The sequence below is a fragment of the Synechococcus sp. CS-1326 genome (assembly GCF_025128115.1).
Lineage (GTDB): Bacteria > Cyanobacteriota > Cyanobacteriia > PCC-6307 > Cyanobiaceae > Regnicoccus.
The window spans coordinates 1-12,446 of the sequence record NZ_JAHLYV010000007.1 but is presented as its reverse complement, the minus strand read 5'-3'; the positions used below and the strand labels follow the sequence as shown (position 1 = coordinate 12,446).

General features: G+C 66.2%; 8 protein-coding genes and 1 pseudogene. 5 read left to right on the top strand and 4 right to left on the bottom strand.

Annotated features, from left to right (window positions below):
* The first annotated feature begins 54 nt into the window (after window positions 1–54).
* On the top strand, window positions 55–282 hold the full coding sequence (gene ndhO / locus KQ307_RS01470) for an NAD(P)H-quinone oxidoreductase subunit O (RefSeq protein WP_259701916.1): 228 nt from the start codon (window positions 55–57) through the stop codon (window positions 280–282).
* A 16-nt stretch (window positions 283–298) separates the two neighbouring features.
* Here ndhO and KQ307_RS01465 read toward each other — a convergent pair whose 3' ends face one another.
* The 3 genes from KQ307_RS01465 to KQ307_RS01455 all read right to left on the bottom strand — a co-directional run bounded on the left by KQ307_RS01465 (window position 299) and on the right by KQ307_RS01455 (window position 4,685).
* A complete protein-coding gene (locus KQ307_RS01465; protein ID WP_259726730.1) occupies window positions 299–985 on the bottom strand; it encodes a J domain-containing protein in 687 nt (228 codons plus the stop codon).
* 94 nt (window positions 986–1,079) lie between these two features.
* Window positions 1,080–2,771, bottom strand: coding sequence for an iron uptake porin (locus KQ307_RS01460; RefSeq protein WP_259726729.1), 1,692 nt, complete (start codon window positions 2,769–2,771; stop codon window positions 1,080–1,082).
* Window positions 2,772–3,083: 312 nt separating this feature from the next.
* The gene (locus tag KQ307_RS01455; protein ID WP_259726721.1) at window positions 3,084–4,685 is read right to left on the bottom strand and encodes an iron uptake porin; all 1,602 of its coding nucleotides are present in this window, start codon (window positions 4,683–4,685) and stop codon (window positions 3,084–3,086) included.
* 140 nt (window positions 4,686–4,825) lie between these two features.
* Between KQ307_RS01455 and KQ307_RS01450 the strand changes: the two genes are divergently transcribed.
* From KQ307_RS01450 to KQ307_RS01435, 4 genes are read left to right on the top strand one after another with little or no spacing between them, the layout of a single operon-like run.
* Window positions 4,826–6,982 carry a glycosyltransferase family 39 protein gene (locus KQ307_RS01450; RefSeq protein ID WP_259726720.1) on the top strand — a complete coding sequence of 719 codons (2,157 nt, stop codon included), beginning with the start codon at window positions 4,826–4,828 and terminating at the stop codon, window positions 6,980–6,982.
* 25 nt (window positions 6,983–7,007) lie between these two features.
* Window positions 7,008–8,537 (top strand): glycosyltransferase family 39 protein, encoded by a 1,530-nt coding sequence (locus KQ307_RS01445; protein WP_259701911.1) that lies wholly within the window; start codon window positions 7,008–7,010, stop codon window positions 8,535–8,537.
* A gap of 5 nt (window positions 8,538–8,542) precedes the next feature.
* The gene (locus tag KQ307_RS01440) at window positions 8,543–10,228 is read left to right on the top strand and encodes a phospholipid carrier-dependent glycosyltransferase (protein ID WP_259726719.1); all 1,686 of its coding nucleotides are present in this window, start codon (window positions 8,543–8,545) and stop codon (window positions 10,226–10,228) included.
* Window positions 10,212–11,849 (top strand): DUF2079 domain-containing protein, encoded by a 1,638-nt coding sequence (locus KQ307_RS01435; protein WP_259726718.1) that lies wholly within the window; start codon window positions 10,212–10,214, stop codon window positions 11,847–11,849. Before KQ307_RS01440 ends, KQ307_RS01435 begins: the two co-directional genes overlap by 17 nt.
* Before the next feature lie 454 nt (window positions 11,850–12,303).
* Here KQ307_RS01435 and KQ307_RS01430 read toward each other — a convergent pair.
* Window positions 12,304–12,446: pseudogene (locus KQ307_RS01430) on the bottom strand (photosystem II D2 protein (photosystem q(a) protein)); the annotation flags it as partial.

The following is a 12,446-nucleotide window of genomic DNA, read 5'->3' as shown; positions in this document are numbered from 1 at the left end:
GAAGACCAATCCAGTGGGAGTGGTTATAGCCTGATCGGGCCGCCTTTTCGCCTGATGGCCGAAACTCCCACCGCCGCGATCAAGAAGGGCTCCCTGGTGAAGGTGAATGCGGCCGCCTATGCCGGCAGCCTCGAAGCGGCGGCCAGCGACCCCACACCGCCTGCTTATCTGTTCGAAGGGCCCGGCGAAGTGCTGGCGATCAAGGGCGATTACGCCCAGCTGCACTGGAGCCTGCCGGTACCCGACATCTGGCTCCGGCTGAATCAGCTCGAAACCTTCTGAGCCGGATCCCCGCGCCTCAGAGTTCCAGGCGGCGGCGCTCCTGATGGAGAAGGCTGCGGCGGTGCTTGGCTTCACGCAGCATTTCGCGGCCATCCCTGAGGTAGCTGTCCACATAACCCATGGTGTAGCGCTCCAGTTCAGCCAGGGCATCCTGCACCTGGCTGAGGCAGTGGTAGAGGCTGAGGCCGAATCCCTTGGCGGCGGCAGGGCAGGCCAGGGAACGGAACAGGGCCTCCACCTTCTCAAGTTTGGCTTTGCTCTGGGCCAGAAAAACGCAGAAGGTCTCCATCAGGGCGTCGTCGTAGGGATCGGCCGAGAGGGCCCGCAACTGGGCGGGGAAGGGGTTGATCACCTGGGCGAGCAGACGATCGATCGGGCCGTAGACCTGCTGCAGCCAGGCAACCAGTTCGCTGTCCCTGGAGCGCCCGCGCTGACGCATTGGCACGGCGGGAATAGCGGCCACGAAGCCGGCACGCTCGGCGTCGTAGTGGCGGCGCTGCTCCGCATCGCCCAGCACCGCCCAGGCCTCGTTGAGGGCCAGGATCACGGTGGCATCACCGCCGGCATCGGGGTGATGCCGTTTGACCAGGGCGCGATAGGCCGCCTTGATCGCGGCGGCACTGGAGCCGGGCGCCACCCCCAGAACGGCATAGAGCTCTGGCTTGGTGGAAGGCACCAGCGACGCACCGAACAGGCACACCATCATCGCCACGGGCCGGGCCGGAAGGCAGTGATCAGCCAGCAAAAAACCCCCGTTGCCGGGGGTTGCTGGTGTGTGAGGAGCTTGGGGCCGTGAATCAGAACCGGAAGGTGGTCTGAACCAGGCCGCCGAACACATTGAAGGTGTCGTCGCTGCCGGTGTTCTGGCCCAGGGGACGGCTCAGGTAGAAGATCGCCGGGGTAACCGAGATGTTGTCGGAAACCCGGAAGCGATACCACCATTCCCAGACGTAGTTGCCATCGTCGGGGGTGGTGTTGGCGTTGTCGTTGGTGCCACGAGACAACTGAGTGGCGAAGGTGCCCTGACCAACGGCCATGCCGGCGGCATTGCCCTTGGCAAACACATCACTCCACTGCAGACCGGCGAACCAGCTCTGAGACTGAGTGACGTAGGGCTGTACGAACTCAGCGCCGGTGGTCCTGGTGTCGTTGCCCGAAAGGGTGTTGATACCCCAACCCACACTCAGAGATGGAACGAAGCCGGGCTTCTTGGGTTGCCAGTAGGCGTTGACGGCGAAGTTGTTGGAATCGCCGTTGGCCAGGAAGGAGCTGTTCGAGGCAGCGAAGCCCGTGCTGCGCCGGAAGTTGGTGGCGGCCTGGCCGTAGCGGTAAGCCAGGGAGATGTTCCACTGGGGAGCCGTGTAGTTCAGCTGGGCCAGGAAGTTGCCGCGGGAGCAATCAGCACCGATGCCGCCTTCACCACCGGAGCAGGCAAACGGATTGCCTTCATAAACAGTGCCCACGTTGCCCGTCTGAGCCACGTAACTGGCACCGAAACTGAAGGCGCCTTGCCCCTTCTTGACATTCTGCTTCCAGATGCCTGCCAGTAGGGAACCAGTGGCCTTGTTGTAGACACCCGGTGCACCATGGACAGAGAAGTAGTCGAGGATGCTGCTGTTGTAAACCGAGGGGTTCACAGCCAGCGACTCAGTGTTCCGGGCCTTGGGACCAACAATGAAGCTGAACTCCTTACCAACGGGGAAGCGATAGTAGAGACGATCGATGCCAACCCCATCAGAGCCGGCAAAGCCATTGCTCGCCTTGTCAAGGGTGGTCAGGTTAACCGGATCACCACTACCGGCGTTGAAGGCATTGGCAAAGTTGCCGGAACGCAGCCGGGTGTAAAGCAGGTCCTTGCCGGTGAAGCTGGTCAGCAGGTTGAGGCGGACGTCGTAGCTGAAGGTGGTGGCACCATTCGCCTGGTTATACCGGTCTGACGTGTTCCTGCCCAAACCAGTGGGTACGCCAGCAATTGGGCCGTTCCGATCACCACCGGCGCTGAGGGCGCCAAGCACGAAGTTGGCCTCACCCTGAAGCTTGGTGGTGGTGGAGAACTGGCTGGCTTCGAGTTCACCCACCTTGGCTTCCAGGCCATCGACCCTGCCCTTGAGCACGGCGAGTTCGGCCTCGAACTCCTTCATTAACCGGCGCAATTCGTCGGTCACTTCGGTGATCCGATCGAGGCAGGCGTTGAGCAGAGCGGCGGCTTCCCAGCGGCTCAGCGGCTGCTTGCCGCGGAAGGTGCCATCGGGATAACCAGCCACGCAACCATATTGCTCAACCAGGTTGGAGAGCGCCTGATAGGCCCACTCGGTGGGTTGAACATCGGAGAACTGGCTGATGCTGGTGACCTGGTTCTGGCTTTTAGCCGAAGCAGGCCGGGCATACTTGTTGATGCCATCAAGATTGAGATCTGCGGCGGAAGCGGCCAGGGGACTGAACATCCCAAGGGCCACAGGCGCCAGCAGGAGCTGCTGGAACGGTTTTATTGGATCCTCACACCAATTGAGGGGGCTTCCATTGGAAGCTGCGCAAAGTGTATCGGATGCGGCCTCTTGAAACCATCAAAATAGAACTGGATGATGTATCGCAGGATACGCCAACTTGCCGCAGCCAGGTTGCTCCATCAAGGCCCAATCCAGAGCGAGACAGGCAAACCAACAGACACAAAAAAGCCGCAACAAAGAGCTGCGGCCTTTGGAACAAGAGTGCAAACGTTCAGCTCTGAATGAGCTTGAAGAAAAGAATCCTGGCTGATGAGTGTGAGGGATCAGCCAGGTTTCCTGTTTGTTGCTGATAGATCAGAACTTGAAGGTGGTCTTGAGCAGACCGCCGAAGTTGTTCAGATCAGGCCTGTTGTTGGAACCAAAGGAACCATCCTGGCCAAGGGGAGCGCTGAGGTAGTAGATCGCAGGCGTCACACTGATGTTGTCAGTGACCTGGAACTTGTACCACCACTCCCAGGCAAATTGACCATCCCGAGGATCAATGGTGGAATCACCACTGGTCTGGGTGAGGAAGGTGGGTTGACCCACAGCCATGCCCGCGGCATTGCCCTTGATGAACACATCGGTCCACTGCAGGCCGACATACCAGGATTGGCTCTGGGCGTCGCCGAAGTCTTCGCCGATGGCACCGGTGCCATTCCCGTAGGTGTAGGCGTTGATGCCCCAGCCAGCGCTGATCGAGGGAATGAAGCCGGAGTTGGAAGGCTGCCAGTAACCACTGATGCCGACGGAGTTGACGGAGTCAGCGTTCAGGTAAGCCGTCACTGCCGTGGGGGTGCCGTTGCCGCCGTAGAGGCCAGCCACACCATTGGGGGTGGAGTAGTTGTAAGCCACGGCGAGACCGAAGTTGGTACCCGTGTAGGCGATCTGAGCGGTACCGGTCTGCTGGGAGCAATCGTTGCCGATGCCACCGCAGACAGCGAAACGATCATCCGGGGCGCCGACGTTGCCATTGGCAGCGACGTAGTTGACGCTGGCACTGAAGCCGCCGCTCTTCCACCACAGACCACCACCAGCGCCGAGGTTGAGGCTGTAGGTGCCGGGGGCGCCGGCATAGGTGAAGATGTCGAGAACGGTGTCAGCCGGGTACACACTGGGCCAGACAGCCAGCATGTCGTCCTGACGGACCCGGGGACCGGCGGTGACGGTGAAGGAACTGCCGACCGGGAACTGGTAGAAGAGCCGGTTGATCATGACGGAGTCAGGACCGGGAGGGCCCTCGAAGCCCACTTCCAGCGCGTTCAGGCCTACGACGGGCGCACCGAAGGGGCTGTCACCGAAGTTGCCGGCGCGCAGGCGGGTGCGGAGCAGGTCCTTGCCTGTGAAGCTGGTGTCCAGATCGAGCCGCAGGTCGTAGTTGAAAGCAGTGGAGCCCTGGAGGGCCTGGGCTGCATCCACTCGGCCGCTGTCACCGCCGTAGGAGTTGGCGCCGATCACGAAGGTGGCCGTACCTTTCAGCTTGGTGGTGGTGGAGAACTGATTGGCCTCCAGCTCACCCACTTTGGCTTCGAGGCCATCGACGCGGCCCTTCAGCACGGCCAGCTCAGTTTCGAACTCCTTCATCAGGCGACGGAGTTCGTCGGTCACCTCAGTGATCCGGTCGAGGCAGGCGTTGAGAAGGGCGGCAGCTTCCCAGCGGCTCAGCGGCTTCTTGCCACGGAAGGTGCCATCGGGATAGCCAGCCACGCAGCCATAACGCTCCACCAGGTTGGAGAGCGCCTGGTAGGCCCACTCGGTGGGCTGCACATCGGAGAACTGGGTGATGCTGGTGACCTGCTCTTCAGAGCCGGCGTACTTGTTGACGCCGTCAATGTTGAGCTCGGAGGCCGAAACGGCCATGGGGGCGAGCAGACCGAGGGCTGCCGGCGCCAGCAGCAGTTGCTGGAAAAGTTTCATGGATTCCTCACACACGAGATGGCGCAAAGCGCACAACACCAGAGTCACTCCAGCGGGGCTGGATGGCCAAGGGGGTTGTGACAGAAGGCACAACGGCCCAGGGTGCGGATCGGTGCTCCGCACTCCGCCGGGCGGTCAGAGTGTCGGGGCCTCGCCTCAGGCCCCTGGCCGGTCTTCGGTTTCGCTCGCTTCGGCTCCCGGCTGCAACCACCTGGTGCTGGTGGCTGGCACTCGGCCTGATCTGGCTTGCCTGCACCGCTGCCGACCGGCTCTGGCTTCAGCTCGATCAGCGGCTGCCGGCCTGGGATCAGGCCGAATACCTCAACAGTGCCGTCGACCATGGCCGCGCCCTGGGCCTGCTCCCCGGCGGCGGCTGGGGCGGATGGGGCGCCCTGCTCGATCTCTCCCCCAAGATCCCGCCCCTGGCCAGCCTGGTGAACGGCACGGTGATGGGGATGGCCGGCGACAGTCCTGATCAGGCCAGCTGGGCCCTTTCCCTCTGGCAGTTCTTGCTGCTCACCGTGGTGGCCTGCTGGGGCCGGCAGCTGGTCGGGCCTGGGTTCGGCCTGCTGAGCGCGGCTCTGGTCGGCCTCACCCCTGCCCTGGCCGCCCTGCGGGTGGACTTCACCCTGGATCTCCCGCTCACCGCCGCCGCCACGCTGGCGCTCTGGCTGCTGGGCCGCTGGTGCGCACCCGCCCCCAGCGGGGGCCGCTGGGGGCAGTCCCTCGCGGCAGCGGCGGCGATCGCGGCGGCCGTGCTGGTGAAGCAGAGCGCCCTGCTGGTGCTGGCGCTCCCCTGCCTCTGGGCGATCGGCACTGGCCTGCGCCAGCGGCCGCGGCGCCTGCAGGTGCTGGCAGCCCTCGCCCTGGTGCTGGCGGCCGTCCTGCCCTGGCTGCATCACAACTGGATCACCACCCTCGGTGGCACCAACCGGGCCGTGATCGAATCGGGGACGCGGGAGGGGGATCCGGGCCCGTTCAGCCTCGCCAGCCTGCTCTGGTACACGAGGCTCGGGCCCGAGCAACTCGGAATGCCCCTTTTGGCTATCGGAGGGCTGGGGGGCCTGCTCGCCTGGCTGCGGCGGCTGCGGCGGCGAAGTGGGCCCAGCGGCGGCCTGATCGGCTGGGGCTCAGGCTGGGGCTGGCTGCTCGGCTGCGCCCTGGCCGGCTGGCTCTGCACGAGTCTGAGCCCGAACAAGGATCCGCGGTACATCGCCCCGGTGCTGCCCCTGCTGGTGCTGCTGCTGGCGCGGGGCTGGTGGAGCCTGCTGCACGGGATCCAGGCGAATGGGATCCAGACGCGCTGGAGGGGTGCGGCAGCGGCGGCCCTGCTCGGCATCGGCCTTGCAGGCACGGCGGCCACAACAGCAGTGGCCCGGATTGAGCAGATCGAGGCCCAGCCCGGTTCACCCCTAGTGAGCGTGATCGCGGCGCTGAGGCAACAGGTGGCCAACCAGCCGGTCACCGTTGTAGTGATTCCCACCACAGCCTCGCTCAACCAGCACAACGTCAGCAGCTTCGGCCGCCTCAACGGCGGCCAGATCCTCGGCCGCGAAATCGGCAAGCGAAAGGAGGAGCACCCCCTCGTGCTCGAGCAGGCCGAGTGGCTGCTGCTCGCCAGTGGCGACCAGGGCACCGAACGGAAAGCGTCGCGGCGCCTGAGCCGGGAGGTGCGGCGGGATGGCCGGTTCAGGCGGGTCGGCAGCTGGCCGTGGGACCGCGGCAGGGAGATCGAACTGTGGCGCCGGCGCGCCGACGCTCCGCCGGCCGGGCGGTTCGACCAGCGCTTCATCGCCCTGGCCAGAGGGATCAAGCAGGGGCCGGCCGGGCTTGGGGCGGTGTTCGCCGCGATCGGCCCCCAGCACCAGCTCGATGGCCACTTTCTCTATCAGCGCCGGGTGAACGCCTGGGCCTGGGCCCGACTGGAGCGGAATCCATCCGATCCCGATGCCCTCTGGAGCCTGGGGCTGCTGGCCGTGCTGCGCAACCGGCCCAGCGAAGCGGATGGCTGGTTCAGCCGCCTGGAGCGGCTCGCTCCCACCAATCCGTGGCCGAGTGCCTACCGGGCTGTGGTGCTGCTGGCCGACTGGCAGGCCGGCCAGGCCGCCGCCGTGGCGCAGGGCGCCTCCGGACGGTTCGAGCAGCCCGTGCTCAAGGCCCTGGCCGATCTAGCCGGGGTGTTGAGCGGCGATCTGCGCCGGATTCAGCCGGCCAGACAGTCGCTGCCCCGTGCCATCCGGATGGTGCAGGCGGAGCTGGAGGGCGAGCCGGAAAGCGAGACGGAGAGCCCCCAGTAACCTCCTGCCCACTACCCCCTCAACGATGCCCGCCGCTGATCCCGCACCGCCCGGGCGGGGCGCCGCCGGCCTCCCCCTCTGGCTTCCCCTGCTGACGGGGCTCGCCCTCCGGCTGGTTCAGATCCAGGCACCGATCCTGGGGGTCCACAGCTGGCGTCAGGCCGACACGGCCGCGATGGCCCGCAATTTCGCCGAGCAGGGGATGCATGTCCTGCTGCCCCAGATCGACTGGGCCGGAGCGGGCAGCGGCGTGGTGGAAGCGGAGTTTCCGCTCTATCCCTACGCGGTGGCATTGCTCTATCGCCTCTTCGGGGTGCGGGAGTGGCTGGCCCGGGGGGTTTCGGTGGCCCTGAGCGTGCTGACGATCTGGCTGCTGATCCGGATCGGGCGGCGGCTCGTGGGCGCCAGGGCGGGCTGGTGGGGAGGGATGGCGGCGGCCGTGCTGCCGATCCCGGTGTTCTATGGCCGCACCGTGCAGCCGGAAGCCACCCTGCTCTTCCTGGCCGCCCTCTGCCTGGAGGGGTTCCTGGCCTGGCTGGAGCGGGATGATCCACTTCCGTTGCTTCTGAGCTGGCTCGCCTTCACTGCTGCCTGCCTGATCAAGGTGTTGCCCTTCCTCTGGCTGGGGGTGCCGCTGCTGTGGCTGTGGGGCTCCCGGCGGAGCTGGCGCGTGCTGCGGCAGCCCGGCACCTGGCTGTTTCCCCTGGCCGCCGCCGCGGTGACGGCCCTCTGGTACTGGCACGCCCACCGACTGGGCCAGGCCAGTGGCCTCAGCTTCGGCTTCTGGGGCGGGGAAGCCAACCGCTACAGCTGGCGCGACCTGCTCGGGCCCGGCTACTGGCTGGGTCTGGCCATCAGGATCACGGTCCGGAACCTGGCGGTGCTGGGGCTGCCCCTGCTGGTGCTGGGGCTGCTGGGCCTGGGCCGCATCCCGGACCGCGAGCAGCGAACCCAGGCCCTGGTGCTGCCGATCGGGCTCGGGGCCGTCCTGGCCGCCGGAGCCCTGGCACCTGAGAGCAGTGCCGTGCACGAGTACTACCAGTTGCCGCTCACCCTGTTCGCCGCCCCCCTGATCGGCCTCGGCTGGGTGCGACTCCAGCAGGGAGCCCTGCCCTGGCTGCGCGGCAGGGGCTGGATCCTGCTGATCCTGCTGCCCCTGGTCAGCCTTACCGTGCTGACGATCGACTACTGGAGCCGCGAAAACACGGCCGGATCGCCGACCCTGGCCCTTGCCGAGCGGATCCGAAAGGCCACGCCCCCTGAAGCCAGGGTCGTGGTGGCCAGCGGTTCGGATCCCACCGTTCTCTATCTGGCCCACCGCAAAGGCTGGCTGGTCTCCCCGGCAGGCCTGATCAAACGCAGCCCAGAGGAATGGCGGCAACGCGGTGCCGCGGCCCTGGCCGGCAGCTTCCAGCAGATCGAAAGCTTCAGACCCTTCGAGAACGGCCCAGCCAAAACCAGGCTGCGCAGCTGGGTCTGCGCCCATGCCGGAGACTGTGGAGCGGATTCGAGCTTTCTGATCCCGCTGGGCCCGATCGAGCCCGCCCGCCGCTGAATCCGATGGAAGCGATCAGCCCCGGCCCTCGCCCCCCCACCGTCCCCTGGCGCGGCCTGCTGCTGCTCTGGGCCGTCGCCCTGATCCTGGCCGGCACAGGGCTGGGCAACCTGCCGCTGCGCGACTGGGACGAGGGCATCGTGGCCCGCGTGAGCCTCGAAATCGCCGATCGGGGGCTTCCCCGGGGCCTGTTGCCGACCCTCTGGGGGGACCCCTACCTCAACAAGCCCCCCGGGCTGCATCTGCTGATCGCCGCAACGATCTCGCTCTGGCGCCAGGCCAGCTCCGCCGCCGCCGGGTTGCCGCCGGAGTGGGTGATGCGGCTGGCGCCGGCGCTGCTCTCGACCCTGGTGGTACCCCTGGTGGGCCTGGTTCAGTGTCAGCTGCGGCCAGGACAGCGGGGCGCGGCCCTGGCCACGGCAGCCGTGATGCTGACCCTTCTGCCGGTGGCGCGCCATGGCCGCCTGGCGATGCTTGACGGCCCCCAGCTCTCAGCCATGGCCCTGCTCTGGTGGGCCCTGCTGCGCAGCCGCTCGTCCGGCCACTCCGCACTCCGGGAGGGGGGCATGGCCGGGCTGGCCGGAAGCGCCTTGCTGCTGCTGAAGGCCCCGGTCCTGCTGCCGGCCCTGGCGGCTGGGCTGATCGGACTGGCCGCCGACCCCAGCCCCGGCAGGCGGCGCTGGGGTCAACTGCTGATCGGACTGGTCCTGGGTCTGGGGCCGGGTCTGGCCTGGCATCTCTGGCATGGATGGAGCCGCGGCGGGGCTGCGCTCTGGCTCTGGGGCGGAGACGGGGTCACCAGGGTGCTGCTGGATGCCGGCGAAGGCAGTGAGCTCGGTTGGCGGGTGCCTCTGATCGAGCTGCTGGAAGGAGGCTGGCCCTGGCTGCCGCTCTGGCCGATGGCCCTGGTCATCGCCTGGCGGCAGCGCTCGATGCCCTGGGGTCGCTGGTGCCTGGTGCTTCAGCTGGTGCTGGCGGCATCCATCCTGCCGCTGCGCACCCAGCTGCCCTGGTACAGCCATCCCCTCTGGTTGCCGTTCGCCCTGCTCTGCGGACCGCTGCTGGCGCGGCTGCTGCAACCCCGGCAGGACCGCCCCCCCCTGCGGTTCGTGCCGATCCTCTGGTCTGTGCTGGGCGGCGGCCTGGTCGTGCTCGCCCTGCTGGCCGCAACAGGCCGGACCGGGCTGCCTGGCGAGGCCAGCCGCCTCGTTCTGCTGGCGGGCCTTGGACTGCTGGTGGGCGGCCTGATGCTGCTGCGCCCCACGGCACGGCAGCGCCGCAGCGGACTGGCCCTGCTGCTGGCGGGCTGGTGCTTCTCCCTGCTGCTGCTCTTCCAGAGTTCCCTCTGGAACTGGGAGTTGAACGAGCAGGACGACGTACGGCCGCTGGCCAGCCTCGCCAGGGCTGCCGAGACAGGGGCCGACACAGGCCTGCTGCCGATCTATGTGGCAGGACAATCAGGGCGGCGGCCCAGCCTCAACTGGTATGCCCAGCGGCCAATCGATCCGTTGCCTTCCAGGGCGAGCTCCGGCACGCCCACCCCGTTCCTGTTGCTTGCCAAAGCCTCCACTCCGCCTCCCCCCCTGCTTCTGGAGCCTGGTTCCCACTGCCGCCTGAGCAGGCTGGGCGAGCAGGACTGGCAACTCTGGCGATGCACCGTTGTGCCCCTCTCCGATGAACCACTCCGCTGATCGCCGGTCCTGGAGCGGCGTTGTCCTGGCTGCCGCCGTGGTGTTCGCCGTCGTGGGCCTGGTCCTGCAGTGGTGGCGCCTGCAGGTTCTCACCGCTTCCTACGACCAGGGCATCTTTCTGCAGGTGCTCTGGAACAGCCTGCGGGGCCATCCATTCGAGAGCACCCTCTCCTCCCAGCTGTCCGCCAGCGTTGTCCACGACGGACAACTGCCCGCCCTGGGTTATCACCGGCTGGGACAGCACTTCACCCCGGCGCTGCTGCTCTGGGCCCCCCTGGTGGGCCTGCTGGGCGCAGGAGCCCTGCCCCTGGTGCAGGTGGGCCTGATGACGGCCGCCGGACTGGTTCTGCATCGCTTCGCCCTCCAGACCCTTGGAAGCAACAACGATCGACTGGCGGCCCTGCTCACCTGTTCCTTCTTCGCAGCCAATGCCGTGATCGGCCCCACCTGGGGAAACTTCACGGATCTCTGCCAGTTGCCCCTGGCCTTCTTTCTGCTGGTCTGGGGTTGGCAGCGGCGGAGCTGGTGGCTGGTGGCCCTCTGCACGGTGTTGATCCCATTGATCCGCGAGGACACGGGCGTGCTGCTGGCCGGGGTGAGTCTCTGGATCCTGGTGCGCCGCAAGCAACAGTGGCCGGCAGCACTGCTGATCGGCGGGGTGGGAATCAGCTGGGTCGTGATCGTCACCACTGTGTTGATGCCCCTGTTCAGCGATGACAATTCGCGCCGCTTCATGGTGGAGAATTTCGGCCATTTCATCGGCGATCAGGATCGCGCCAGCAGCCTGGATGTGGCGGGGAAGATCCTTTCAACCCCCATCGGACTGATCCGGGAGCTGGTCAACGAACCTGGAGACACGCTCCGCTACCTGTTTGCCCAGGGTCTGCCGCTTCTGTTCATTCCGCTGATCTCCCTGGACAGCTGGTTGCTGATGGGACTGCCGTTTCTGGGATTGCTGCTGGCGGATGGGAAACCACCGCCACTGGCCATCAACGTGCGCTACGCGCTGCTGGTGGTGCCCGGCCTGTTCGCGGGGGCGGTGCTCTGGTGGCAGCAGCATCAGGGCAGCTTCCAGCGGCCCAGGCTTCGGGCCGCCTGGATCGGAGCCATCGGGCTGTCGATTCTGCTCACGATCAGCAGCAATCCCAACCGCGCCCTCTCCTTCCTGATTCCCGACAGCGTGAGTCCGTGGATCTACACCAACCCCGCCCAGCTCTGGAAGCATGGCCAGACAGCCCGGCGTGTTCTCCAGCAGATCCCGCCAACGGCCTCCGTGGCAGCCACCACCCCCCTGGTTCCGCTGCTCGCCGAGCGGGAAGTGCTGGTGCGCTTCCCGCGCAGCTGGCGCTACGCAGACAGAGCTGGTGCCCCCCGCGAGGTGGAGTGGATCGCAGCGGACCTGGCGATGCTGAGCAGAAATCTGAGCGTGTCGGATGGTGACCGCAGAGAAATCGCCCGAATCATCGAGCTGATCCCCGAGCTCTCACCTGGCTATGGAGTGGTGGATGTGGAGGGGGGAATCGTGTTGCTGGCGCGGGGAATGCCAGATCGTGCCGACGCCCAGGAGCGGCTGGCCGAACTGGTGAAGACTTTCGAGCTGGAGCCAAAGGACGAACGCTGATCGGCCGATCGGCTCACGAGGACCGTTTGAGCATGGCCGGTTCACCATGGCCGGTTCACCATGAACGGTTCACCATGAACGATGCCCCCGCTCCCACCAGAGGGTGGGAACGGGGGCTCTCGCCGGGTCCGCTCTGGCGCGGAACCGATTGAACTCAGAGGCTGCTGCCTGAAATCAGACGGCGTTCTCCGCGATCAGCAGACCCTTGCACATGGAACTGTGACTCACAGACACCTCCTCCCCTGGGGGAAAAAACGCCAGCCGGTGAAGCCTTCGGAGTGAATCCTGGAGCAGGCTCCGGGACAACACTCCACGACACTGCTGACAGAACGAAGCCAGTTTAGAAGAAAAGCCGGGAAAACGGATCACAGCGAGTTCCGTTGCCAACAAAAAAGGCGCCCGATCGGGCGCCCCTATTGACTTCACTGCGAAACAGAATGAAGGCGCTCAGAAATCAGAGAGCGTTACCACGGGGCAGGACCTCCTCAGGGAAGACGAAGTTTTCATGCGGCTGGTCAGCCGGTGCCATCCAGGCACGCAGACCTTCATTCAGAAGAATGTTCTTCGTGTAGAAGGTTTCGAATTCAGGATCCTCAG